This window comes from Bosea sp. AS-1, assembly GCF_002220095.1.
In the GTDB taxonomy this organism is placed as follows: Bacteria; Pseudomonadota; Alphaproteobacteria; order Rhizobiales; family Beijerinckiaceae; genus Allobosea.
On sequence record NZ_CP022372.1, the window covers coordinates 1,133,129 to 1,156,529 of the forward strand.

General features: G+C 66.0%; 24 protein-coding genes and 1 tRNA gene. 7 read left to right on the forward strand and 18 right to left on the reverse strand.

Annotated elements, in window-relative coordinates; translation table 11 throughout:
• Positions 1-5: 5 nt before the first annotated feature.
• Positions 6-749: an aspartate/glutamate racemase family protein gene (locus tag CE453_RS06940; protein WP_089173918.1), complete on the reverse strand. Its 744-nt coding sequence runs from the start codon at positions 747-749 to the stop codon at positions 6-8.
• A 151-nt stretch (positions 750-900) separates the two neighbouring features.
• Between CE453_RS06940 and CE453_RS06945 the strand changes: the two genes are divergently transcribed.
• Together CE453_RS06945 and CE453_RS06950 are read left to right on the forward strand one after the other, a co-directional pair.
• On the forward strand, positions 901-1,212 hold the full coding sequence (locus CE453_RS06945) for a hypothetical protein (protein ID WP_089173919.1): 312 nt from the start codon (positions 901-903) through the stop codon (positions 1,210-1,212).
• 165 nt (positions 1,213-1,377) lie between these two features.
• Positions 1,378-1,653: a hypothetical protein gene (locus CE453_RS06950; protein WP_089173920.1), complete on the forward strand. Its 276-nt coding sequence runs from the start codon at positions 1,378-1,380 to the stop codon at positions 1,651-1,653.
• A 48-nt stretch (positions 1,654-1,701) separates the two neighbouring features.
• Here CE453_RS06950 and CE453_RS06955 read toward each other — a convergent pair.
• Positions 1,702-1,786 (reverse strand) — tRNA-Leu (locus CE453_RS06955).
• A gap of 152 nt (positions 1,787-1,938) precedes the next feature.
• Here CE453_RS06955 and CE453_RS06960 point away from each other — a divergent pair.
• Positions 1,939-2,550 carry a YqaA family protein gene (locus CE453_RS06960; protein ID WP_089173921.1) on the forward strand — a complete coding sequence of 204 codons (612 nt, stop codon included), beginning with the start codon at positions 1,939-1,941 and terminating at the stop codon, positions 2,548-2,550.
• A 10-nt stretch (positions 2,551-2,560) separates the two neighbouring features.
• Positions 2,561-3,091: a disulfide bond formation protein B gene (locus tag CE453_RS06965; RefSeq protein ID WP_248307986.1), complete on the forward strand. Its 531-nt coding sequence runs from the start codon at positions 2,561-2,563 to the stop codon at positions 3,089-3,091.
• 3 nt (positions 3,092-3,094) lie between these two features.
• Here CE453_RS06965 and CE453_RS06970 read toward each other — a convergent pair whose 3' ends face one another.
• Positions 3,095-3,652 (reverse strand): HNH endonuclease, encoded by a 558-nt coding sequence (locus CE453_RS06970; protein ID WP_089177756.1) that lies wholly within the window; start codon positions 3,650-3,652, stop codon positions 3,095-3,097.
• Positions 3,653-3,871: 219 nt separating this feature from the next.
• Between CE453_RS06970 and CE453_RS06975 the strand changes: the two genes are divergently transcribed.
• Complete coding sequence (locus CE453_RS06975; RefSeq protein WP_157732927.1) at positions 3,872-4,381, forward strand: DUF3060 domain-containing protein; 510 nt, start codon at positions 3,872-3,874, stop codon at positions 4,379-4,381.
• 17 nt (positions 4,382-4,398) lie between these two features.
• Here CE453_RS06975 and CE453_RS06980 read toward each other — a convergent pair whose 3' ends face one another.
• From CE453_RS06980 to CE453_RS07050, 15 genes are all read right to left on the reverse strand, one after another.
• Positions 4,399-5,283: a 3-hydroxybutyryl-CoA dehydrogenase gene (locus tag CE453_RS06980; RefSeq protein ID WP_089173923.1), complete on the reverse strand. Its 885-nt coding sequence runs from the start codon at positions 5,281-5,283 to the stop codon at positions 4,399-4,401.
• A gap of 78 nt (positions 5,284-5,361) precedes the next feature.
• Entirely contained in the window at positions 5,362-6,306 is a 945-nt protein-coding gene (locus CE453_RS06985) for an electron transfer flavoprotein subunit alpha/FixB family protein (RefSeq protein WP_089173924.1), read from the reverse strand.
• Positions 6,306-7,052, reverse strand: a complete 747-nt coding sequence (locus CE453_RS06990) for an electron transfer flavoprotein subunit beta/FixA family protein (RefSeq protein WP_089173925.1) — start codon at positions 7,050-7,052, stop codon at positions 6,306-6,308. The genes CE453_RS06985 and CE453_RS06990 overlap by 1 nt, the downstream gene beginning before the upstream one ends.
• Before the next feature lie 174 nt (positions 7,053-7,226).
• Positions 7,227-7,925 (reverse strand): rhomboid family intramembrane serine protease, encoded by a 699-nt coding sequence (locus tag CE453_RS06995; RefSeq protein WP_089173926.1) that lies wholly within the window; start codon positions 7,923-7,925, stop codon positions 7,227-7,229.
• A 7-nt stretch (positions 7,926-7,932) separates the two neighbouring features.
• The gene (locus CE453_RS07000; protein WP_089173927.1) at positions 7,933-8,514 is read right to left on the reverse strand and encodes a cob(I)yrinic acid a,c-diamide adenosyltransferase; all 582 of its coding nucleotides are present in this window, start codon (positions 8,512-8,514) and stop codon (positions 7,933-7,935) included.
• 60 nt (positions 8,515-8,574) lie between these two features.
• Positions 8,575-9,174 carry an acyloxyacyl hydrolase gene (locus CE453_RS07005; RefSeq protein WP_157732928.1) on the reverse strand — a complete coding sequence of 200 codons (600 nt, stop codon included), beginning with the start codon at positions 9,172-9,174 and terminating at the stop codon, positions 8,575-8,577.
• A 149-nt stretch (positions 9,175-9,323) separates the two neighbouring features.
• The gene (locus CE453_RS07010) at positions 9,324-9,515 is read right to left on the reverse strand and encodes a twin transmembrane helix small protein (RefSeq protein WP_089173929.1); all 192 of its coding nucleotides are present in this window, start codon (positions 9,513-9,515) and stop codon (positions 9,324-9,326) included.
• 62 nt (positions 9,516-9,577) lie between these two features.
• Positions 9,578-10,858 (reverse strand): glycosyltransferase family protein, encoded by a 1,281-nt coding sequence (locus tag CE453_RS07015; protein WP_089173930.1) that lies wholly within the window; start codon positions 10,856-10,858, stop codon positions 9,578-9,580.
• Between the two features lie 146 nt (positions 10,859-11,004).
• A complete protein-coding gene (locus tag CE453_RS07020) occupies positions 11,005-11,778 on the reverse strand; it encodes a polysaccharide deacetylase family protein (protein ID WP_089173931.1) in 774 nt (257 codons plus the stop codon).
• Positions 11,775-12,914, reverse strand: coding sequence for a glycosyltransferase family 4 protein (locus tag CE453_RS29440; RefSeq protein ID WP_089173932.1), 1,140 nt, complete (start codon positions 12,912-12,914; stop codon positions 11,775-11,777). Before CE453_RS29440 ends, CE453_RS07020 begins: the two co-directional genes overlap by 4 nt.
• Before the next feature lie 28 nt (positions 12,915-12,942).
• A complete protein-coding gene (locus CE453_RS07030) occupies positions 12,943-14,130 on the reverse strand; it encodes an ABC transporter permease (protein WP_248307987.1) in 1,188 nt (395 codons plus the stop codon).
• On the reverse strand, positions 14,127-15,125 hold the full coding sequence (locus CE453_RS07035; RefSeq protein ID WP_089177758.1) for an ABC transporter permease: 999 nt from the start codon (positions 15,123-15,125) through the stop codon (positions 14,127-14,129). Before CE453_RS07035 ends, CE453_RS07030 begins: the two co-directional genes overlap by 4 nt.
• Before the next feature lie 6 nt (positions 15,126-15,131).
• Positions 15,132-17,093 (reverse strand): ABC transporter substrate-binding protein, encoded by a 1,962-nt coding sequence (locus CE453_RS07040; protein WP_089173933.1) that lies wholly within the window; start codon positions 17,091-17,093, stop codon positions 15,132-15,134.
• Entirely contained in the window at positions 17,090-18,982 is a 1,893-nt protein-coding gene (locus CE453_RS07045; protein ID WP_089173934.1) for an ABC transporter ATP-binding protein, read from the reverse strand. The genes CE453_RS07040 and CE453_RS07045 overlap by 4 nt, the downstream gene beginning before the upstream one ends.
• Positions 18,983-19,066: 84 nt before the next feature.
• Positions 19,067-20,062: a heparin lyase I family protein gene (locus tag CE453_RS07050; protein WP_089173935.1), complete on the reverse strand. Its 996-nt coding sequence runs from the start codon at positions 20,060-20,062 to the stop codon at positions 19,067-19,069.
• Positions 20,063-20,221: 159 nt separating this feature from the next.
• On the opposite strand from CE453_RS07050, the gene CE453_RS07055 reads away from it, so the two are divergent.
• Together CE453_RS07055 and CE453_RS07060 are read left to right on the forward strand one after the other, a co-directional pair.
• Positions 20,222-22,957 (forward strand): ABC transporter transmembrane domain-containing protein, encoded by a 2,736-nt coding sequence (locus tag CE453_RS07055; RefSeq protein ID WP_089173936.1) that lies wholly within the window; start codon positions 20,222-20,224, stop codon positions 22,955-22,957.
• Entirely contained in the window at positions 22,954-23,400 is a 447-nt protein-coding gene (locus CE453_RS07060; RefSeq protein WP_089173937.1) for a Crp/Fnr family transcriptional regulator, read from the forward strand. Before CE453_RS07055 ends, CE453_RS07060 begins: the two co-directional genes overlap by 4 nt.
• Position 23,401 lies beyond the last annotated feature (1 nt).

Below are 23,401 nucleotides of genomic sequence, written 5' to 3' on the forward strand. Positions count from 1 at the left end.
TTCTCTCAGGGGTTTGCCAGCAGGCCGGCGAGGCGGTCCGAGAGGCCCGTGCTGCCAGTCGGCGCCGGCAGGGCGAGGTCGCCGTTCTGCGGCTTGGCCGTTGGCTGCCGGAGGGCCTCGAGCAGCATCTTTACTCCCGCTTCGGCCGAGCAGATCACCGGCACGGCGACATGAGGCTGGACGCGGGTAGCGAGGCCGGCCAGCCCAGCGCCGCCGAGAACGACGGCACCGGCGCCGTCACGCGCTACCGTGCGGTTGCAAGCCTCAGCCAGGAGAGCGATCGATCCCTCCGGATCCCGGGCGATGTCGGCGCCGGTCGGCGCCACGGTCTCGACCGCGGCTAACCGGCCGCCCAGTCCGAGCGAGCCGAGGAATTCGTGCAGCATCGGTCCCCAGCGTTCGCCTCCGGTGACAATCGCGAAACGCTCCGCCTGCCGGGCTGCGAGGCGACTGCTTGCCTCCGCCATGCCGACGACGGGTACGCGCGCGAGTTCCTTGAGAGCGAGCAAGCCAGGGTCGCCGAAGCAGGCGAGGTAGACGCCGTCACAGCCCCCGCCGTGGTCGGCGAAAGCCTCCAGTGCGGCATGAGCCGCAATGACGCTTGCGCTGCGGCTGGCGATGTATTGGGCGCCGAAACGGCCCGTGACGGGGACGAGCGTCACCTCCGCCGGCAGATGTGGTTCGATGGCCCGCACGACCAGAGATGTCATCTCGGGCATCGTGTTCGGATTGATGACGAGGAGGCGCATGCGGACGTCCCGATCTTCGCCAAGAAGATATGTGAAGCCTCGGTCTGTAGCCTCGGCTTCCGGCTGGCATGGACCAGCGTAGGGCGCAGTGCAAGGCCATCCTGAAGCGCCGTGCGAGGGCCTGTGGAGTCGAATCGATAGGGAAGAATGCATGCCGCAAGGCAGACAGGAACTTCGCCGCGCCTTTCGGCGGCTCGAGCAGGAGGCACCGCCCTGGCTGGGGGCGAGTTTGCGCTGGCTGCGCCATCCACGGTCGGTCTGGATCAGATGGCCGGCCGGTGTGCTGCTCGTGCTGGGCGGCATCTTCTCGATCCTGCCCGGCCTCGGCATCTGGATGCTGCCGCTCGGCCTGCTCCTGCTGGCTGGTGATGTCCCGATCCTGCGCCGGCCGGTGGCGCGCTTCACGCTTTGGGCCGTCGAGAAATGGACGGCATTACGCCTGCGCTTCAGGCAACGCTCGTGACGAGCCGCGTGATATGTCTTTGCCGCACAGCCGGACATGTAACGGGTCGGGCGCGAAGCTGTGGAGGGCCGGGCCCTCGCTTGCATTTTAATGATCCGTAAAGCCGATTCTTAAGCGGGCACCCCGTTTCAAGGACAGTCTTCCGGATTGGCAGGCAGTTGGAAGATGGATGCTCTGGACGAAGCCGGTCTCGACCTCGAACTGAATGAATTCGGCAAGCGGCTGGATTCACTGCTGATTTCACGCGGCTGGCAGCGACGCCTGCGGGGCGTGACCCGTGACGGCTTCGAGCTTTCTGCCAGGCGTTGTGGCCCGGACCGCGTGCGGTTGGCACTCGACGTGACGATTCCCGAGGGCGTGGCGCAGCAGATCATCGCGCTCGTGGTTCGGCATGGCCTGCGGGAGGGCACGGCAAGCGAGGGCGAAACAAGGAAGAAGTGATCGCGGAATCCGGCGCCCCCGGTGCGGGCGGGGCCGCTGTCCGGGTTATGGTGCCCCTGGCCGGGATCGAACCAGCACTCCTTGCGGAACTCGATTTTGAGTCGAGCGCGTCTACCAATTCCGCCACAGGGGCCCTTGCAGGCCGGCGGACTATAGCGATCGATCGATGCCGGTCAATCGGCGGAACGGGCCCAATGACAGCTTTCGTCGCTCACTGGCCCGGAGGAGCAGGGAAAGCCTGCGGAAGCCGTTGCGTCACCGGCCGCTGCATGCTCTAGAGCCGCCATGCTGAAGCGCCTCTACGAATGGACCATGTCGCTCGCGGCCCGCCCCCGAGCGGAGCTCTGGCTGGCAGTCGTCGCTTTCGTCGAAAGCTCGTTCTTTCTGATCCCGGCCGACGTGCTGTTTGTGCCGATGGCGCTGGCGAGGCCGATGCGGGCCTATCGGCTGGCGCTGATCGCGACGACGTTTTCCGTGCTCGGCGGCATCATGGGCTATGCGATCGGCTACTACGCCTTCGAGGCGCTTGCGAAGCCGGTGCTTGCCTTCTATGGCAAGCTCGATGCCTTCGACACGCTGCGCGCTTGCGCGGGGCCCGACACGACGCTGATCCTGCTCACGACGTCCGGCCTTGCCCATCTGCCGCCGATCAAGGTGGTGACGATCCTGGCGGGCGCGGTGCATATCGGGCTGACCTTCTTCGTCGTCTCCTGTGTCCTGGCACGTGGGGCACGCTTCTTCGCGCTTGCCTTCCTGCTCCGGCGCTATGGCGACACGATTCGCCACTTCATCGAACGTCGCCTGAAAGTGATCGCCGTCGTCGCGGCGGCCGTGCTGATTCTGCTTTATTTCGGCCTCAAGCTGGTCGCAGGGTCGGGCCAGCTTCTTTCCTGCTGAGCCGATGCCGATGACAGCTTCCACCTTCGATGCAGCCTCCAACCGGAGCCGGATGCTGTCGCCGCTGCGCCTGATCGGCGCCATTGGCCTCGTCAGCGCCGCCTTGATCGCGGGGGCCTGGTATTTCCAGCTCGTGGTCGGGCTGGTGCCATGTAAGCTTTGCCTGGAGCAACGCTGGCCGCATTACGCCGCCATCGCCCTGTCAGTTATCGCGCTGGCGCTGGCCCGCTCGGCGCGGCTGCAGTGGCTGGGGTTGCTGGTGCTAGCGGTCCTGATGGCCTGGAGCACCGGGCTCGGCATCTACCACTCCGGCGTGGAGTGGGGCTGGTTCCTCGGGCCGAGCGATTGCGGCGGCGGAATCCCTGCCGCGGCCGGCATGCAGGATTTCATGAAGCAACTGCAGAGCGTGCGCGTGGTGTCCTGCGGCGAGGCGGCGTGGCGCTTCCTGGGACTGTCGCTGGCGGGCTGGAACGCCGTGGTTTCGGCAGGGCTGTTCGTGCTTGCCGTGTTCGGACTGGTACGTCGCGGCAGCGCGGCCTGAGCCTTACGGCTCCAGCTCGGAATCCCAGTAGAGATAGTCCAGCCAGCTTTCGTGCAGGTAGTTCGGCGGGAAGAGCTTGCCGTTGCGGTGCAGATCGTTGACCGTCGGCGCATAGGGCTTCTGGGCCGGGAACATCTCGACAGTGGCCGGCATCTTGTCACCCTTGCGCAGATTGCAGGGCGAGCAGGCGGCGACGACGTTCTCCCAAGTGGTCAGACCGCCCTTCGAGCGCGGAATGACGTGGTCGAAGGTCAGCTCCTCGCGCGCGTGGCAGTATTGGCAGGCGAAGCGATCGCGCAGGAAGACATTGAAGCGGGTGAAGGCCGGCGTCCGCGATGGCTTGATGTAGCTCTTGAGCGAAACGACCGAGGGCAGCCGCATGTCGAAGCTCGGACTGCGGACCACCGTGTCGTATTCCGAGACGATGTTGACGCGGTCCATGAAGACCGCCTTGATCGCATCCTGCCAGCTCCAGAGAGATAGCGGATAATAGCTGAGTGGCCGAAAATCGGCATTGAGGACGAGAGCCGGGCAGCCGTCCGGCGACGCCATCGGATGCATCACATGCGCCGTCAAACCCGTCGCACCTCCGCTTCGTCGAGCGGGACGAATCCCGCTGGACGATCAATGTAAGCGCGAGACGACAGGAATGTGAAGGAACTTGTTGCAGCTGCGACCATGTTTTCCGCGCCTGCGAGAGCACAGGATCGCCCCACTCTCCGGATAGTTGTCACGAAGCCCCGTCAAGGTGGGTTCGAACGCTGGAATGGAGAACGTCGCTTGAAGGCTGGTCTTTTCGCTCTGCTCGCCTCCTTGGCACTGGCCGCCCCGGCCCTAGCCGAGGAAATCTCCATCGAGGGCGCCCGGATGTCCCGCGATTTCACCTGCGAGGACGGGCAGGACGTGGTTATCTCGGGTGCCGAAAATCAGGTTTCGCTCGCCGGTCGCTGCGGCGTGGTCAAGGTGCTCGGCAGCAACCACGGCCTCTCGTTCGAAGCCGCCGACGAACTCGTCGTGAGCGGCATCTCGATCAAGGCCGAGGGCAAGCAGGTTGGAAGCCTCGTTGTCGAGGTGGCGAAGAACAAGGTACGGACGGCGGTGAAGCCCTCGGCGGAATCGGCCAAGGTCGATGTCTCTGGGGCCGACCACGAGGTGGAGCTGACGCTCGCCGGGCCGGCCCGCATCGAGATGCAGGGCGCGAAGAATGTGCTGCGCTGGCGCGCCGAGCCGGGCGTCAAGCCGCCCTCCGTCTCGACCTCCGGCGTCGAGAACCGCATCAGTCGCGACTGACGCGGCAGCGCGCGGCCTCAGCGGGTCGGGACCGGCTTTTCGCCGCGATAGTCGTAGAAGCCACGCTTGGTCTTGCGGCCGAGCCAGCCGGCTTCGACGTATTTCACCAGCAGCGGGCAGGGGCGGTACTTGGAATCGGCCAGCCCGTCATGGAGCACCTGCATCACCGAAAGGCAGGTGTCGAGGCCGATGAAGTCGGCGAGCTGGAGCGGACCCATCGGGTGGTTGGCGCCGAGCCGCATGGCGGTGTCGATGGCCTCGACAGAGCCGACGCCCTCATAGAGCGTGTAGACCGCCTCGTTGATCATTGGCAGCAGGATGCGATTGACGATGAAGGCGGGGAAGTCTTCCGAGACCGAAACCGTCTTGTGCAGCTTGCCGACGAAGTCCTTTGCAAGCTCGAAGGTGCCGTCATCGGTGGCGATGCCGCGGATCAGCTCGACGAGCTGCATCAGCGGCACGGGGTTCATGAAGTGGATGCCGATGAAATGCTCGGGGCGATCGCTCGCGGCGGCAAGCCGTGTGATCGATATCGAGGAGGTGTTGGAGGCGAGGATCGCCTTCGGCTTCAGATGCGGACAGACGGCGGTGAAGATCTTGCGCTTGATCTCCTCGTTTTCGGTCGCGGCCTCGATCACGAGATCGCAGTCGCCGAGATCGGCGAGGCCGACGGCAGGCGCGATGCGGGCCATGGCCGTATGGCGCTCTTCGTCGGAGAGGGCGCCCTTCGAGACCTGGCGGGCCATGTTGCCGTCGATGGTGGCGAGCGCCGCATTGATCCGCTCCTCGGCGACGTCGTGCAGCTTGACGTCGAACCCCGCCGCCGCGGTCACATGGGCGATGCCGTTGCCCATCTGGCCTGCACCGATAATGCCGATCTTCCTGATCGCCTGGTCCGACATGATCCGTTCCTGATAGCTTTCCCGCTCCTCGCGGGAGCGAACGGGCCGCCCATCGGGGCGGCCCGGCACATGACAGCCTTACTTGCCGGCTTTCGCCAGTTCCGCGTCGAGTTCCGGCAGGACAGTGAAGAGGTCGCCGACGAGGCCGTAATCGGCGATCTGGAAGATCGGCGCTTCCTCGTCCTTGTTGATGGCGACGATGACCTTGGAGTCCTTCATGCCGGCGAGATGCTGGATCGCGCCGGAGATGCCGACGGCGATGTAGAGCTCGGGCGCCACGACCTTGCCGGTCTGGCCGACCTGCCAGTCGTTGGGAGCGTAGCCGGCATCGACCGCGGCGCGCGAGGCGCCCATCGCAGCCCCGAGCTTGTCGGCGACCGGTTCGATCACCTTGCCGAAGTTCTCGGCCGACCCCAGCGCGCGCCCGCCCGAGATGATGATCTTGGCCGAGGCCAGCTCGGGACGGTCGGACTTGGCGACTTCCTCACCCTTGAAGGACGAGTTGCCGGGATTGTCAGCGGCGGAAACCGCCTCGACCGCGGCCGAGCCGCCTTCGCCCGCCGCCTGGAAGGAGGCGGTGCGGATGGTCATCAGCTTCTTGGCATCGCTCGACTGCACCGTCTGGATGGCGTTGCCGGCATAGACCGGGCGCTCGAAGGTGTCGGGCGAGACGATCTTCATCACGTCCGAGACCTGCATCACGTCGAGCAGGGCGGCGACGCGCGGCAGCACGTTCTTGCCGGTCGTGGTGGAGGGGGCGACGATGGCGTCGTAGCCGCCGGCGAGCTTGACGATGAGCGCGGCGAGCGGCTCGGCCAGCGCATGGCCATAGGCCGCGTCATCGGCGAGCAGCACCTTCTCGACGCCGGCGAGCTTGGCGGCGGCATCGGCCGCGGCCCTGGCACCCTGGCCGGCGACGAGGATATGCACGGGTGCGCCGAGCTGGGCCGCGGCGCTCAGCGCCTTGGCGGTGGCGTCCTTGATCGAGGCGTTGTCGTGTTCGGCGATCAGCAGCGTGGTCATCAGATCACCCCGGCGGTCTTGAGCTTGGAGACGAGTTCGGCGGCATTCGCCACCTTGATGCCGGCGGAGCGGCCGGCGGGCTCGGCCGTCTTCAGCACCTTGAGGCGGGGCGCGACATCGACGCCGAGCGTCTCGGCCGAGGTCTCGTCGAGCGGTTTCTTCTTCGCCTTCATGATGTTGGGCAGCGAGGCATAGCGCGGCTCGTTGAGGCGCAGATCCGTGGTGACGATCGCCGGCAGCTTCAGCGTGACCGTCTGCAGGCCGCCATCGACCTCGCGGGTGACGTCGACATGATCCGCGGCCAGCTCGACCTTGGAGGCAAAGGTGCCCTGCGGCCAGCCCAGCAGCGCAGCCAGCATTTGGCCGGTCTGGTTGCAATCGTCGTCGATCGCCTGTTTGCCGAGGATGACGAGGCCGGGAGCCTCCTGCTCGACCACCTTCTTCAGGAGCTTGGCGACCGCCAGCGGCTCGACCACGCCGTCGACCTTGACTAGGATGCCGCGGTCGGCGCCCATGGCGAGACCCGTGCGGATCGTCTCGGCGGCCTGAGCCGGCCCGATCGAAACGACGATCACCTCGGTCGCCTTACCCGCTTCCTTCAGACGTAGCGCTTCTTCGACGGCGATCTCGTCGAACGGGTTCATCGACATTTTCACATTGGCCAGCTCGACGCCCGAACCGTCCGCCTTCACGCGGATCTTAACGTTGTAATCAACAACCCGCTTCACGGGCACCAAGATCTTCATTGCCAGATCACCGTTCAGAAGAGATGCGCCTCGCGCCGCGCCGCCGAAGAAAGCGGAATGACGGCATCGCGGCCTTCGGCTGGAATGCGGTCGGACCGTAGCGATGGGCATTTGCGCTTGTCAACGTCGTCAAGAGGCGCAGTTCCACCGCAATCGGGGCCGGCAGGGGCGCCGTCACGGCTGAGCTACCCGCCGCCCGAACAGGCCCACACCGCGACGGATAAACAGTGGCGTCAGCACGGCCCCCGTGACGAGCCCGCCGAGATGAGCCCACCAGCCGATATCACCCTGTGGATCGAACCAGGCCGAAGCCGCCTGGAACAGGATCCAACCTCCCAAGGTGTAAACCGCCGGGACGTGGACGGGGATCCATTTGAAGGCCAGGCCCCAGACCCGCACGCGCGGATAGAGCATCAGATAGGCGGCGATGATGCCGGAGATCGCGCCGGAGGCTCCGACCAGCGGCTGCTCGGACTCCGGGTTGGCCAGCGCATGGGCGAGCGAGCCGCCGAGCCCGCAGAGGAAGAAGAAGGCGAGGAAGCGGGTATGACCCATCGCATCCTCGACGTTGTCGCCGAAGACCCAGAGAAACAGCATGTTGCCGATGAGGTGGGCGAAGCTGGCGTGCAGCAGGATATTGCTGAACAGGGTGAGCCAGGGCGGGGCATGGGCGAGGCCCTCCGGCAGCTGCGCCGCGCCGAACAGCACCGAGGGAATCATGCCGAAACCGGCGAGAACGGCGATATCGTTCTCCTGATGCGGTCCGAAGCGAAGCGCGAGCAGGAGCACGGTGCAGGCGGCGATCAGCCCGTAAGTGATGAAGGCCGAACGGGTGAAGCGGAGCGGCACGCCATCGTAGATCGGGACGAACATGCGCGGCTCAGCGATTCTGGCCCGGGATCCAGAGAACGTCGCCGGCGGCCTTGGCGTTGAGGAAGCGGGAGGCGACGAACAGGAAATCCGACAGGCGGTTGATGTATTTGAGCGCCGGTGGCGCCACCGCCTCGCCTTCGGTCGCGGCGAGTTCGGCCATCAGGCGCTCGGCCCGGCGGCTGACGGTGCGGGCGAGATGGAGATGCGTCGCAGCCGGCGTGCCGCCCGGCAGGACGAAAGAGCGCAGCGGCGCGAGCGTCTCATTGAGCGTGTCGATTTCGTTTTCGAGCCTGTCGACCTGGGCCTGGACGATGCGCAGTGGCTCGAAGGCGAGGGGCTTGTCGGTCTCGGGCGTCGAGAGGTCGGCACCGAGGTCGAACAGGTCATTGCTGATGCGCCCCAGCATGGCGTCGACGGCGGTATCCTCGGCTGCGGCATGAAGCCGCGCCAGGCCGATGCAGGCATTGGTTTCGTCGACAGTGCCGTAGGCCGCGACCCGCAGGTCGAATTTCGGACGACGCGGGCCGGCCGTCAGGCCAGTCGTGCCGTTGTCGCCGGTACGGGTGTAGATGCGGTTGAGCTTGACCATGCCTCGCTTATACCGCGCCGCGGCGGCGACGGAAGCGGGCTCTTGCAGCCGGCCGAGCCGTCAGAAGGTGTAGCCGAGCTTGGCGCCGAAATTGGCCGGGCCGCGCGGCGCAGGGGAGCCGGGCTGGCCGGAGCAGCCTGCCGTGCTGAAATGCTCCAGCGAGGTGACGAGGCTCCAGCGGTCCGACAGCCTGAAGCCCAGTGCGGCGGCTTCGCGCGTCCCGGTATTACAGCCGAGGCTGAGGCGATTTTCCGGAATGATCGCGCCTGTCTTGCCGTCGTGGAACGCCGCCGCGAGGCTGGCCTCGACGAAGACGTCGCGGCTGATGTCGAAGGTCCAGGCCGCGCCGGCATAGGCGTAGCGTGTGCCATTGAGATTGATGCTGGAGCCGATGTTGAAGCGCGGAATAAAGGCGGCGGCGATCCGGTCGCTGAGCGGAACGATCCGGGGCGAGAGCAATTCGCCGCTGATGTTGAGCAGCCCGCCTTCGCGGCCGCCCGGATTGGCGATTCCACCGCCGATACGGGTTTCCCAGCCCGGTGTGGGAATCGGGGTGGCGGGGGCGTAGCTCGAGGCGCTTGCCGGCAGAGACCTCGACTGTGCCCAGCCCGGGGAGCTGAGCAGGCAACCGGCAAGAAGAAGCAACGCGACGCGAACCATGATGACCGGCGGAGAAGGAGAGCAGGCGTTAGTGAAGCACATACTCTCGTGTTCGGATTGTGGCGGGACGGCTCCGCATGGGCCGCCATCCCCAGCTTGTCGTTTCGATAAATCGAATGGAATCAGGATCTTACCTGATCGTTGAGGTGTCATCCTCCGCTACGCCACCACAGGACGAAGACGATGATGATGATCGCGAGGAACTGGAGCTGCACGCGCAGCTGCATCAGCCTCTGCGAGGTGTTGGCACTGCCGCCACGCATCATGTTGATCAGGCCGAGCAGCAGCACGACGGCGACGGCGCCGATGGCGATGGGGACGAGCGTGTTCGAAAGCGTCATGATGCAGGCTTAATTTGCGCTGCGGCTCTTTGCCAGTGGCGACATCGCCGCAAGCACAAGCATCAGCTCGACAGGGCGCTCGGCGTCTGGGCACGGCCGCGCACGGGAGAGGAAAGATCATCGGCCAGCGCGCGGCAGATGGTGGGAAGGCCGTCGAGCAGATCCGGCAGGAAAGCCTGCGAGGGTGGCAGCCGCTTCGGCAGGGCATGGAGCGCCGCGGCCATGACCATCGGATCACGCTCGCCTTCGCCGTTCTGCGTGGGATCGTAGAGGACGTCGATCAGCCCCAGCTCCTCGGCCCGGCCGGCGCGGATGGCCTGCTCAAGCCGCGGCCGCACGCGCGGCACGATCAGAGCCGGCTTGTCGAAGGAGAGGATTTCGCAAAAGGTGTTGTAGCCTCCCATGGCGACGACGCAGTGGGCGCGGTTCATCAGCAGTTCCAGGCGCGGCTCGAAGCCGAGGCCCTCGAGCTTAGGATTGCGGGCGATGCGCTCGGCAAAGTCCTTGCGTTTCTCTCGCGACATGAACGGGCCGAAGACGATCAGCGACGGCAAGGCGATGGTCGGGTCCGCTTCATAGGCCGAGATCACCCAGTCGATGACACCCGCACCGTCCCCGCCGCCGCCGGGGGTGACGAGAATGAAGGGCTGCTTGGTGATCCGCGGATAGCGGTTGGGCGGCATCGGGCTTGGGACCGCCCGCTTGAGATAGCCGAGATAGCGGGTTTTGCCGGCGAAGCGGTGCTGGTTCGGCAGGCCGGCAAGAGGTTGATAGACGCTTTCCAGCCCATAGACGAAGATGTCGTCATAGATGTTGTCGAGGGCGTCGAGCGCACCGCTATGGCGCCACTCCTCCAGCAGCTTGGCGGGCTCGTCGAGCACGTCGCGCAGGCCGAGCACGATGCGGGCGCCGCGCCGGCGCAGGATGTCGAGCGCCGGCTTGAGCTCACCGCGCAGGCCGACCGGCTCCTTGTCGACGATCACGATGTCCGGATCGAAGGAGAGAACCGTCTGCTTGATGATCTCGGTGCGCAGCCGGATCGTGTCGTCGAGTTCGAGATTGAGGTGTTGCGGGCCGTAATGGCCGTCGCTCTGCTTCTCGACGCCGGGAATGCGGACATAGTCGACGCCGTCTCCGAACTGGAAGCTCGAGATCACCGAGGAGCCCGAGACGATCAGGATGGAGATGTGCGGAAAGCTCGCGACCAGCGCATTGGCGATCGCGCGGCAGCGCCGGATATGGCCCAGGCCGAAGGTATCGTGGCTGTAGATCAGCACACGCGGAGCGTGGGAACTGCGCGGGCTCCGCTCGGGGCCCGCCAGATCAATGACGTTGGACGACATGGAACGCCGGCCTCCGGAACAGGTCAGACGACTTCCTGGCGGGGCCGAGCACACCAGACAGCCATGCCGCCGGCATGACTATACGCACCTATAACGCGCTGCCGAACCCGATCCAAGCCTGTCCGCGCGTTGGAGCCGCTGGTTTTTCATGAGGCCTCACCTGGCTGCAGCAGGTTGCGCGGGTCGGTCAGTGTGACTGCCGGATGGTTCGAGATCTGCGCCAGAAGGCCGTCGAGGAAGGCCCAGGCCGTGTCGTCATGGTCGCGATGGTGCAGGAGCAGGCCGAGCGTATCGGGGCCGTGCGGGGCAGCCCGCCATTGCGCCAGCAGGCCGGTGGTCTCGGCGATCAATTCAGCGTGAGCCCGACCGATGCGCCCGCCATGCCAGTCCATCACGTCGACATGGGTATTGAGAAGGCGCGGGCCGCCGGCGGCGCCATGGCGGTGGTCACGGAAGCAGGACAATCCTTGGAAGCCGAGTGTGGACAGGCGGGCGGCGTGGCCGCTGTCGATCCGATTCCAGGGCGGCACGAAGATCGGCAGGATGCTCTCGCCGAGCAGGGCACGAAGCCGTTGCGACGCTTCCGTCATCTCGGCATCGACGTCCCGTGGCGACCTCTCTGGCCCGAATTCGGATTTCTTCGCGCCGGCCGGTGCATGGTTGCGATGCCAGCAGCCGTGCTGGCAGGGCCGAAGCAGGGGTTTGTCGCGTAGCGTCGCGGCCAGAGCCGGCTCGGCCAGCATCGGGATGACAGCCAGCAGGACCGGCGCGGCGTAGCGCTCGGCGGCTGCTGCCAGCCGGTCGAGGGCGGGGCTTGGCGCGGCGGCGTCGTCGTCGCGCAGCCAGAGCCGCAGCCGCCGACCCGTTTCCTGCCAGCGGTCAAGCTCCGCGACGAGAGGCGACCAGAGGGAGGCGGTCACGAGGCCTTGCCTCTCGTTGCGGTCGAGCGTTTCAGGCTGCGGTTGCCGCAGGCGATGGCGAGGCCTGCGGCCAGCTTCTCGGCGGCGCGCGCCATGGTGCGCTCGGTCAGGACAAAGCTGCGCGCCGCCTCGCCCATTGCGGTGCGCCGGTTTCCGTCGCGCAGCAGCGTCGAGAGAGCGGCGGCAAAAGCGGCCTCGTCGCCTTCGGGAGCAAGCAGCGCCGTCTCACCGGCCTTGACGGTTGCGGAGACGCCGCCGCTGTCGAAGGCGACGACGGGGAGCCCCGTCGCCTGGGCTTCGAGATAGACCAGCCCATAGGCTTCGCGCACGCCCGGCCAGACGAAGAGGTCATGGGCGGCAAGCTCGGCCAGGGCACGGTCGCGACCGAGCAGTCCGAGCCAGTCGATGCGTCCGGACATGCCGGCAAAAGCCTGCTCGATCTCGCCGCGCTTGCGGCCGTCACCGATAATACTGAGGCGCCAATCGTCGTCGCGGATTCGATCGAGGATGCGCGCCAAAGCGAGATAGCTGTTCTGCTTCGTGCCCTCGCGCATCATCGCGATGGTGATCAGGCGCGGCGCGCCCGTCTTTGCGATGTGAACCGGAGGCTCGCTGTCGAAGGCGATGAAGGGTGGGAGCGGCAGGAGCGCAATCCCCTCGCGACGCCAGGGCTCCAGGCCCTGCCGATCGCGCTCGGTGAAATGGAAATGCAGGTCGGCTGCATCGAGCCCGCGGCGCACGATGGCGGTATGCGGTGCCCATTCGTCGTGAGCGCGCCGTGCGGCGTCGCTGGCCTCGGCGGTGACGTAGGGGATGTCGATTGCCGCCGCGATTTCAGGGCCGAGCAGATCCGGGGCGCGGTAATAGTTGTGGTAGGTGAACCAGAGATCGGGAGGGGCGGCCGTTCCGTCTCGCCAGCTTGCGAGCTGGCTTTCTCGCAGGGCTTCAGCTTCGGCCTGAAGGCTGGCGAGACTGGTTGCGCTCGAATCCCGCAGATAGCCCCGCCCGATCTTCACCGGCTCGACGACATGACCGAGCGATTCGAGTGCCGCGACGAGCTGGCGCGCCATGCGACGATCGCCGGAGACGCCGCCATCGTCGAACAGGTTCAGCGGGGTGTGGAAAGCGATGCGCAAAGCTGATCTTGGATGATGTGCGGATGCTTCAGCGATAGGGGTCGGCTGCGTCGCGCAGGCCATCGCCGAGGAAGTTGAAGGCGAGGATGATGACGATCACCGGCACGACCGGATAGAGCAGCCAAGGATAAAGCGCCACCACATTGATGTTCTGCGCCTCGTTGAGCATGACGCCCCAGCTCGTGATCGGCGGCCGGAGGCCGAGGCCGAGGAAAGAGAGCGCCGTCTCGCCGAGGATGGTGCGCGGGATGGTGATCGTCGCCGAGGCGATCAGATGGCTCATGAAGCCCGGCACCAGATGCAGCGCGATGATGCGTCGAGGTTTCGCGCCCATGAGCTGGGCAGCGACGACATAATCCTCCTCGCGCAGCGACAGCAGTTTTGAGCGCACCGATCGCGCAAGGCCGGTCCAGTCCATCAGTCCGAGGATGACGGTGATGCCGAAATAGACCAGTAGCGGGCTCCAGGAAGGCGGCATGATCGAGGCCAGCGCCAGCCAGAGCGGGATATGCGGAAGCGACTGCACGATCTCGATGATGCGCTGGATCACCAGATCGACCCGGCCGCCATAGTAGCCGGCGATGCCGCCGATGATGACGCCGAGCACGAAGGAGATGCTGACGCCGATCAGGCCGATCGAGAGCGAGATGCGCCCGCCATAGAGAATGCGCGAGAGCATGTCGCGGCCGAGCCGGTCCGAGCCGAGGAAGAAGAAGGTGCCGCCTTCTGGCGGGCAGACGAGATGCAGGCTCCCCGGCACCAACCCCCAGAACGTATAGCCGTCGCCACGGCAGAAGAAGCGCAGCTTCTGCGGCTGGGTGCGGTCCTCGGCATATTCGCGCTTCAGGTTCTCCATGTTGAGGTGGAGCCTGTAGGGATAGACGAAGGGGCCGACGAACGCGCCGTCGTGGAAGAGCCTTACCTGCTGGCCGGGCGCGCGAATGAAATCGGTGTTGCGCGTGCTGTAATGGTAGGGCGCCAGAAATTCGGCGAAGGCCGCCATCGCATAGATGACGAAGATCACGACGGCGGAGATCACCGCGAGCCTATGCTTGCGGAACTTCCACCACATCAGCTGCCATTGCGAGGCGAGATAGATCCGCTCCTGCTCCGGCGTCATCTCCTCGGTGGCGTAAGGCTCGAACGGGGCGCTCGAGGCTGCATGGGGCAGCGGCGCGCCGTCCGGCGGCAGATCCTTGAGCGTGTTCGCGGTCACTTCGTTGCAGCTCCCTGCAAGCGAATGCGCGGATCGAGGATGGCCAGCGCGATATCAGAGATCAGCACGCCGATCACGGTCAGGAAAGAGAGGAACATCAGGAAGGAGCCGGCGAGATACATGTCCTGGGCCTGCAGGGCGCGGATCAGCAACGGGCCGGTCGTCTGCAGCGAGAGCACGATCGCCACGACCTCCGCGCCCGAGACGATCGAGGGCAGGATGTCGCCGATATCCGAGATGAAGAAGTTGAGCGACATGCGCAAAGGATATTTGCGCAGCGCCTTGCCGGGCGGCAGGCCCTTGGCGCGGGCGGTGACGTAGTATTGCTTCTGCAGCTCGTCGAGCAGGTTGGCGCGCAGCGCGCGGATCATGCCGGCGGTGCCGCCGGCGCCGATGATGATGACCGGAATCCAGAGATGCTCCAGCACCGATTTGAGCTTCGCCCAGCTCATCGGCTGGTTGAGATATTGCGGGTCGACGAGGCCACCGATCGAGGTGCCGAACCAGATGTTGGCGAGATACATGAAGACGAGCGCCATCAGGAAATGCGGCACGGCGAGCCCGATCAGGCCGAGGAAGGTGAGCCCGTAGTCGCCCCAGCTGTATTGATGCGTCGCCGAGTAGATGCCGATCGGAAACGCGACGATCCAGGTGAAGATGATCGTGGCGAAGGAGACGATCATCGTCAGCAGCAGCCGGTCGCCGACGATATCGCGCACCGGGCGCTGGTACTCGAAGGAGTAGCCCATATCGCCCTGGAGGAGGCCGGCGACCCAGCGGACGTAACGCTCCAGCGGCGGCTTGTCGAAGCCGTATTCCTTCTTCAGGAATTCGATGCGGCTCATATCGGCCTTTTCGCCCTGGGCCTGCATCTCGGCCGCCATCGTCTCGAAGTAGTCGCCTTCGGGCAGGTTGATGACGGTGAAGATCAGCGCGCTGGTGACCAGCAGCGTCGGAATCATGATCAGGATGCGCTTGAGGATATAGCGAAGCAGCACCGTTCAGCCCTCGCCCTCGGTCTTCTTCGCGTCGAACCAGAACGTGTCCGGCAGGTAGCGCCCAAGGAAGGCGCCCGGTTCGAAGCTGTAGAGCCCGTGCTCGGGGACGTTGTTGAGATCCTTCGACACGACGATGGGCTGCAGGGTGCTGTTGATGACACCGATGGTGAAGAGCTGCTCGGCGTTGATCCGCAGCATGTCCTGCCAGATCTGCCGGCGCTGCCTCGTCGTCACGCTCATGCGCCATTCGCCATAGAGCCGGACGAGTTCGTTCGCCTCGGCCAAGGCAGGGCGTTCGCCCTCGCGGCCGTTGCTCTCGAAGAACTGGCCCCAGCGCGGCCATTCGAACTGAGCCGAGGAGGTGGGGGCCAGCATGTCAGGCTCCATGTCCGGCGTGACCAGCGCGTTGTCCATGCCCGACCAGGCCGACATCACCGTCTGGCCGGCGAGGATGCGGCGCCGGAAGACGTCGCGTTGCGTCGAGCGGGGGTAGATCTTCATGCCGACGGCGAGGAAATCCTGCTTGAGCAGATCGAGGATATCGGTCTCCTCGGTGTTCTCGCCCGCCGTCTCGATGGTGAACTCCAGCCGCCGGCCATCGGAGAGCAGGCGGATGCCGTCGTGGTCGCGCCTGGTCAGGCCGATCTCGTCGAGCAGCTTGTTGGCGAGCGTCGGATCGTGCTGGATCCAGAGCGAGGCCAGTGTCGGGTCGTAGAGCGGGCTCTCGGGGAGGGCGGTGTTGCCGCTTTCCCTGGCGAGGCCGAAGAAGATGACTTTGTTGACGTCCGCCCGATTGATAGCGACCGAGATCGCGTGGCGATAGCGGATGTCGCGGTTGAGATCGCGCCACACCGGGTCGATGGCGTTGAGATTGGGAAGCAGCGCGAAATAGGCGCCTTCCGCCCGCTTCCACAGCCTGACGTCGAAATTCATCCGCTTCGAGGCTTCCTTGAGGAAGGTATAGTTGTCGAAGCGCAGGTAGCGTGCCTGCAGGTCAGCCTCGCCTGCGGCGGTCTTGGCCGGGATCAGGGAGCTGGTGCCGACCGTCATCGTCGCCTGGTCGGCATAGGGCAACTGCCGGCCGTTCTCGTCGATTCGGTGGAAATAGGGGTTGCGCTCGAAGATGAACTGCTCGGCCGGCAGGGGGGTGGTGTTGCGCCAGGGCTCGACGGTCGGCAGCTTCGGGTTCTCGGGGCGGTACATGCGTGAGTTGCGCTCGTGCAGCGCACCCCAGTCGCGGACGCGGTTTTCCTTGATCTTCACGGCGAGCTCGCGCTCCAGCGCGTGGCGCTCGTGGAACTGCCGCAGGTACTGCGACGGCATGAAGATATAGGTCGGCTGGGCTGCGGCGAGTGCCGGCAGGAAGACCGGATTCGGTGTCTGCCAGCTGTAGCGGATCTCGGTCTCGCTCAGGACCTCGAAGGCCGGCGGTTCACCGGCCGAGAGCAGTGCCTGCGGCGGCCCGCCGGGTGACAGGCGCTTGTTGTTGGCGACGTCCTCCCACCAGTAGCGGAAGTCTTCGCTGGTCAGGGGCGAGCCGTCGGACCAGCAATGGCCGGGGCGCAGGCGCAGGGTGAAGATGCGCCCCTCCTCGACCTCGAAGCTTTCGAGGACGTCGGGCACGATCTCGAGCTTGTCGTCATAGACGACGAGGCGGGTGTAGCCGTAGAGCGTCATCATGCGCAGGTCGCGCTGGTCGCCCATCAGCAGGCGGATATTGCCGCCGTGACGCCCGGGCTGGCGGCCGAGCCCGGCCATGTCGAGGACGCGCGGAATGTCCGGTAGCCGGTCGCCGATCGGCGGCAGCGCGCCTGCCGCCACGCGATCGGCGAAGAAGGGACTGTCGATCGCCGAGGGCGGGTGAGGCGCGGCGCGCGCATGGCGCGGCAGGCTCAGACCGGCGATGGCGGCGGTGCCCAGCAGCAGCGCCGAGCGGCGTGTCGGGCGAGGGTGGCGCTTGGTCACGGCACCAGCTCCTTCACATCGGCATCCGGGCGCGCCAGCACATAATGCCCTTCTCCAAGGGGAAGGTGTGTCAATTCGGCGTTATCGGCCCCGGCCTTGAAGGCGCTGCTCCAGGCGCTGTCGTCCGAGGCGCCGCCGGGTGCCGCCAGCTTGAAGTCGAGCCGTCGATCGAGATCGGCGAAGGGCACCGAGCGCAGCAGGGCCTTGGTGTAGGGGTGCACCGGCCGCGTGAACAGCGCGTGGCGCGGCGCGATCTCGACGATGCGGCCATTGGCCATCACCGCGATACGGTCAGCCATATAGTTCACGACGGCGAGGTTGTGCGAGATGAACAGGAAGGTCAGGCCGCGCTCGGCCTGGAGGTCCTTGAGCAGGTTGAGGATCTGCGCCTGCACCGAGACGTCCAGCGCCGAGACGGGCTCGTCGCAGATGACCAACTCGGGGTCGAGAGCGAGCGCACGCGCAATGCCGATGCGCTGGCGCTGCCCGCCGGAGAAGGAGTGCGGATAGCGGTTGAGGAAGCGGGTATCGAGGCCGACATCCTGCATCAGCGCCTTGACCCGCTCGGCCTGCTCCGGCGCCTCACCGCGCTCGTGGATGACCAGCGGCTCGCGCAGGATGTTCTTCACCGTCATGCGCGGGGAGAGCGACGAGACCGGGTCCTGGAAGATCATCTGGACGCGCGGACGGAAGGCACGCAGGGCATCGCCTTCGAGAGCCAGCATGTCGACTCGCTCATGGCCGTCGTCGAAGATCACCTCGCCGGAATCGGGCGTGACGGCGCGCATGACGATCTTGCTGACCGTGGTCTTGCCGCAGCCGCTCTCGCCGACCAGGCCGAGGCATTCGCCCCGCCGGATATCGAAGGAGACGTCGTTGACCGCCTTGACGACCGACAGGCTGCCCTTGCCGAAGAAGCCGCGCGAGCCGGTGACATAGGTCTTATGGAGGTTGCGGACCCGCAGCAGCGGCGCCGTGCCGGCGACAGGTGCGGGGGGCTTCGCGGCAGCGGGCGGACGCGGGCGGGCCTCGCGCAGCGCGACGAGGCGCTCGCCCTCGTCCATGTCAAAATGGGGCGAGGCCTTCAGCAGCGCCTTGAGATAGGGATGGCGCGGGCGCCGGAAGATGTCCTCGACGGGGCCGCGCTCCATGATCTCGCCGTGGAAGATGACGACGACCTCGTCGGCCATGTTGGCGACGACGCCGAGATCATGGGTGATCAGCAGGATCGCCATGCCCATCTCGGCCTGGAGATCGCGCATCAGATCGAGCACCTGGGCCTGGATGGTGACGTCGAGCGCGGTCGTCGGCTCGTCGGCGATGAGCAGGGCCGGCTGGCAGATCAGCGCCATGGCCAGCATGGCGCGCTGGCGCAGGCCCCCGGACAATTCGAACGGATAGAGCCCATAGGCGCGGTGCGGGTTCTTGAAGCCGACGCGCTTGAGCATCGCCTCGATCAGGTCGCGGGCCTGCGCCTTCGGCATCGGCCGGTGGAGGAGCAGCGCCTCCTGAATCTGGTTGCCGATGGTGTGGACCGGCGAGAGCGACGACATCGGCTCCTGGAAGATCATGCCGATGCGCCCGCCGCGGAGCGCCCGGATGCCCGGGCCCTCGCGGGGCAGGGCAGCGATGTCGATCACGGTCTCGGGTGCCAGCGGGTCGCGGAACAGAATCTCGCCGCCGGTGATGTCGCCGGCACGCGGCAGCAGGCCCATGATCGCCTGCGAGATCACCGATTTGCCCGAGCCGGATTCGCCGACGAGCGCGACGGTCTTCCCTGCAGGCACGCGCAGGCTCACGCCCTTCACGACGTCGCGAGCCAGTCCGTGAACCGTGAAGCCGATGCGCAGGTCGCTGACGCGAAGGATATCCATAGACCGAACTGACATGTCCCCTTTGGTGAGGTTCCATCCTCACCCGACGTCACTAGACGTCGAAAGTTCCGTCTTGCCAATGGCTTTCGGCAGGCTGGCTCATTCGGCCGGACATTGCCCGGCGCGGATGACATCGCTGCAACGCGGGCCGCGGCGGAAATCGTCGTAGCTGATGCTCCAGGGCAGCGCGTTGGGCGCGCGATACGGACCGAACTTGAAATACTGGTTACGGTCGAGGCCCGGCGCCGCGTGGCCGATATGGCCCTTGACCGTGACGATCGGGACGCCGTCGGCCAGGATCTCCACATGCCCGTCGCCGGCCGGTCCCGGTCGCGAGCGGACGACGAAATCGATCCAGCCCTTCTGCGCCGATGGAAGATCCGCGTGGCGCGTCACCCGGATGCCGGGCGCGCAGGCGTCGAAATAATCCGGATAGCTCTCCGGCGTCGCACCGCTCTCGATGGCGACCAGCGCGCGCGTCTGATGGGATTCCGGACGGTTCAGCACGCGCGCTTCGCCTGGCAGGCAGCCCTCCGGACGCTCCGGGCTGCCTATCGGATAGGAGACGAGGAGATCGGTCTCGACGGTGAAGCCGAGGCGTCCCTGGTAGAGCCTGAGGGCGAGGAAGGGAGAAAAGTCGCGTTCTGCGTCGCGAAGGGTCTCGCGCTTCCACTGCGCCATCACATATCTGCGATCATCCTGCGGCAGCGGGTCGTTCAGACGAATGGCAAGGCCGTACCAGACGGTTTCCGAATAGGGCACGAGAACCTCCGGGCGTTCCCAGGCCTCGGCGCGCTCGCTGCAGCCCTCAGCACGCCGGTCGCAGGCCGGCACCGCCGTCAGAGTGAGCTCGCCCTGCCCCTGCAAGGGAGCATTCCGGCCGAAGGCGATGCGTCCCGCGCGCTGTTCCGGATTGTCCTTGTAGAAAAGGCCGCCTTCGGGCGCGAACGAGCCCTGCTCGAAACCGTCGACAAGGATCAGGCTGGCCGGGTCAGGAGCGGGCGCTGTTGCAGCCGGCAGTGGTATGGTCACGAGCAGCGCCGTCACGAGCAGCGCCAGGCGCCCGATTCGATGCCTGCCGGCAAGCTCGACCATGTCTCCCCCTTACGCGCCGGTTCTGCCTGCCGGAGCATAACGCGATGTCCGGCTCGGGCGCATTGTGCTGTGCTGCCAGCTCACCATATATGGACGCTTACGGGCTGCGGGGCATAATGGCAGCCGGATGCGCGGCCGCGCCGAACAGGATCGTCTCCTTTGGAGCCCAACCTTTTCCGCTATATCTGGCAGAAGAGCCGTCGCGAGCAGATCATCGTCCTGTTGATCATCCTCGTTTCGATCCCGTTCAACTGGGCTTCGTTCGACGTGCCCAAGCGCATCGTCAACGACGCGATCCAGGGCGGTGCCTTCAGGGACGGGCACATCACCACCACCTTCATGGAGATCACGCTGCATCTGCCGTCCTGGCTGGGCGGCGCGAGCCTCAAGCTGTTCGACGGCATCCAGGTTGGGCAGCTCGGCCTGCTGGTCGGGCTGTCCGGCTACTTCCTGCTGCTCGTGCTGATCAACGGCGGCTTCAAATACGTCGTCAACGTCCGCAAGGGCATTCTCGGCGAACGCATGCTGCGCCGCATGCGCTACGACCTGTTCAGCCAGCTCATGCGTTTCCGGCCCGAGGAGATCCGGGCGGTCAAGCCGGCCGAGGTCGCCAGCATGATCAAGGACGAGGTCGAGCCGATCGGCAGCTTTGTCGGCGATGCCTTCATCCAGCCGGTCTTCCTGCTGAGTCAGGCGCTGACGGCACTGGTCTTCATCATGGCGCAGAATTTCTGGCTCGGCTCGATCGCCTTGCTGATCGTGCTGGCTCAGGCGATCATCATTCCGATCCTGCGGCGCGAGCAATTGCGGCTCGGGCGCGAACGGCAGATCGCCTCGCGCCAGCTCGCGGGGCGGATCGGCGAGATCGTCGATGCCGGGCCGATGATCCAGGGGCACGGCGCCACCGCCTATGTCCAGTCCGACATCGCCGGCCGGCTCGGCCGGCTCTTCGACATCCGCTACGCGCTCTACAAGCGGAAGTTCGCGGTCAAGTTCCTGAACAATCTGCTGGCCCAGGTCACGCCGTTCTTCTTCTACTCGATCGGCGGCTATTTCGCTCTGATGGGGCGGCTCGATATCGGCCAGCTCGTCGCCGTCATCGGCGCCTATCGCGACCTGCCGCCGCCGATCAAGGAGCTGATCGACTGGGATCAGCAGCGCAACGACGTCAGCATCAAGTACGATCAGGTGATCTCGCAGTTCAACAGCGACGACACGCTGGTCCTCGACGAAGACGCGGCCGTGGCGCCGTTGCCGGCGACGGGCGAGATCCAGGTCGAGGCGCTGCAGCTGCTCGACAATCGCGGTCAGCCGCTGCTGACGCCGCTGTCGTTCAGGGTGTCGCGGCCGGGTCTCGTCGCGGTGACCGGGCCGCCCGGTGGCGGCAAGGACGTGCTCGGGCGCATTCTCGGCCGTCAGGCGACCAACTATTCCGGGCGCATCCTGATCGATGGGGAGCCGCTGGCCGCCATGTCGGTCGAACGCGCGAGCTATATCATCGGGTATTCCGGCGACGAGGCGGAGATCATCGCGGGTTCGATGCGCGACAATCTCCTGCTGCCGCTGCAACGACACCGGCCGGACCTGAAGGCCCAGGGAGCGGTCGCGCCGGGCGAGGTACACCGTTTCGTGGAGGCTGTTCGGTCGGGTAACTCGCCCTTCCCATTCGAGGCGGACTGGACCGATTACGGCGGGGCGGGGCTCGACGACCGGGCAGCGCTTGCGCGGCGCGTCCGCGATCTTCTCGACGTGTTCGGCTGCACCGAGGACGTCTACAATCTGGGCCTTGGGGGCAAGGTGATGCCGCCGGTGAGCGAGGAGGCGACGCGTCGCATCATCACCGCGCGGCGCGCCGTAGCGCGTGAACTCGCGCGGGCCGAGCGCGGCGACCTGGTCGAGCCTTTCATCGCCGATCGCTACAACGCCAACGCGACCATGGCCGAGAACCTGATCTTCGGCACCTGTACGACAGCCCGCTTCGACACCGCGACGCTCTATTTCGAGCCCTATGCCCATGCGATCCTGAGGGCCGAGGCGTTGATCGAACCGCTTTCCGACATGGGCAGCCGGATCGTGGCGACCATGGCCGAGATCTTCGCGGGGTTGCCGACGGGGCATGCGCTGTTCGAGCGTTATTCCTTCGGTGCCAATTTCGATTTCGAGCGTCTGAACGCGCTGGCGGCGAGCTTGGCCAAGCACGACATGCGCACGCCGCTCGACCAGGAGACCGAATGTGACCTCGTCGCGCTAGCCCTCGGCTACATCGAGCCCAAGCACAGGCTGAACCTGATCGATCGGCGTCTACAGCAGCGAATCCTGCGCGCCCGCGCCAGCTTCCACAAGCACCTGCCGGCGGATGCCGTAGGCGACGTCGAGTTCTACGATCCCGGCAAGGTGATGTTCGGAGCCAGCGTCCGCGACAACCTGCTGTTCGGGCGGATCGGCTACGGCATCGCGGATGCCGAGCAAAAGGTCTCGACGGTGGTCCACCGGGCGCTGTCGCGCGCTGGTCTCGAGGGCACGCTCTATCGCCTCGGCCTCGACACCGAGAGCGGCATTCGGGGGCGCTACCTGCCGGTTCGGCTGCGGCATGCGATCCCGCTGATGCAGGCCCTGATCAAGGCGCCACAGATCGCGGTGCTGGACGTCACGGGCTTCCTGGCGATTTCGGACGATCCGGCGGGCATCGTCGAGCGGCTGCGCCGCTATTGCAGCGGTATGACGCTGTTTCTTCTCATTGGAGATGCTACTCTGGTCGAGGACGTTCCGTTGCGGGTGACCTTCCATGGCCCGACCGGCGTCATCGAAGCCGGTGCATTGCCGCGAGCCGCGAACGATGCGCTCGGCCAGCCGCCCCGCTTCGGGGATGCCCAGCGGATGGAGGTGGGGTCATGACGCTCGAAACCGATATCGCCTGCCTGCGCGAGCTGCCGCTGTTTCGCGAGCTTCCGGCCTCGCGTCTCAAACTCGTTGCGCTGATGGGGGAGCGGCTGCGCTTCCCGGCCGGCGACACCATCGTCAGTGATCAGGAGCGGCTGCAGGGAGTCTATGTCGTCCTGCAAGGCGACGTGGAATTCTCGCAGCGCCGCGATGACGGCGGCGGTCGCCGTTTCCAGAAGGAGGCCGGCAGCATCATCGGGGACGTCTCGCTGCTGAGCGGCAAGCAGTTCCTCGGCAAGGTCTCCGCCGGCACCGAGGTGCTCGCTCTGCGCATTCCGAAGGATCTGTTCTTCGAGCTGCTGCAGACCGTGCCCGAGTTCAGCCTCGCCGTCAGCCGCGACCTCGCCGACCGCGTGGCCCGGCTTGCGAACGCGCTGCTGGCGGGCGAGGCGGCTTGAC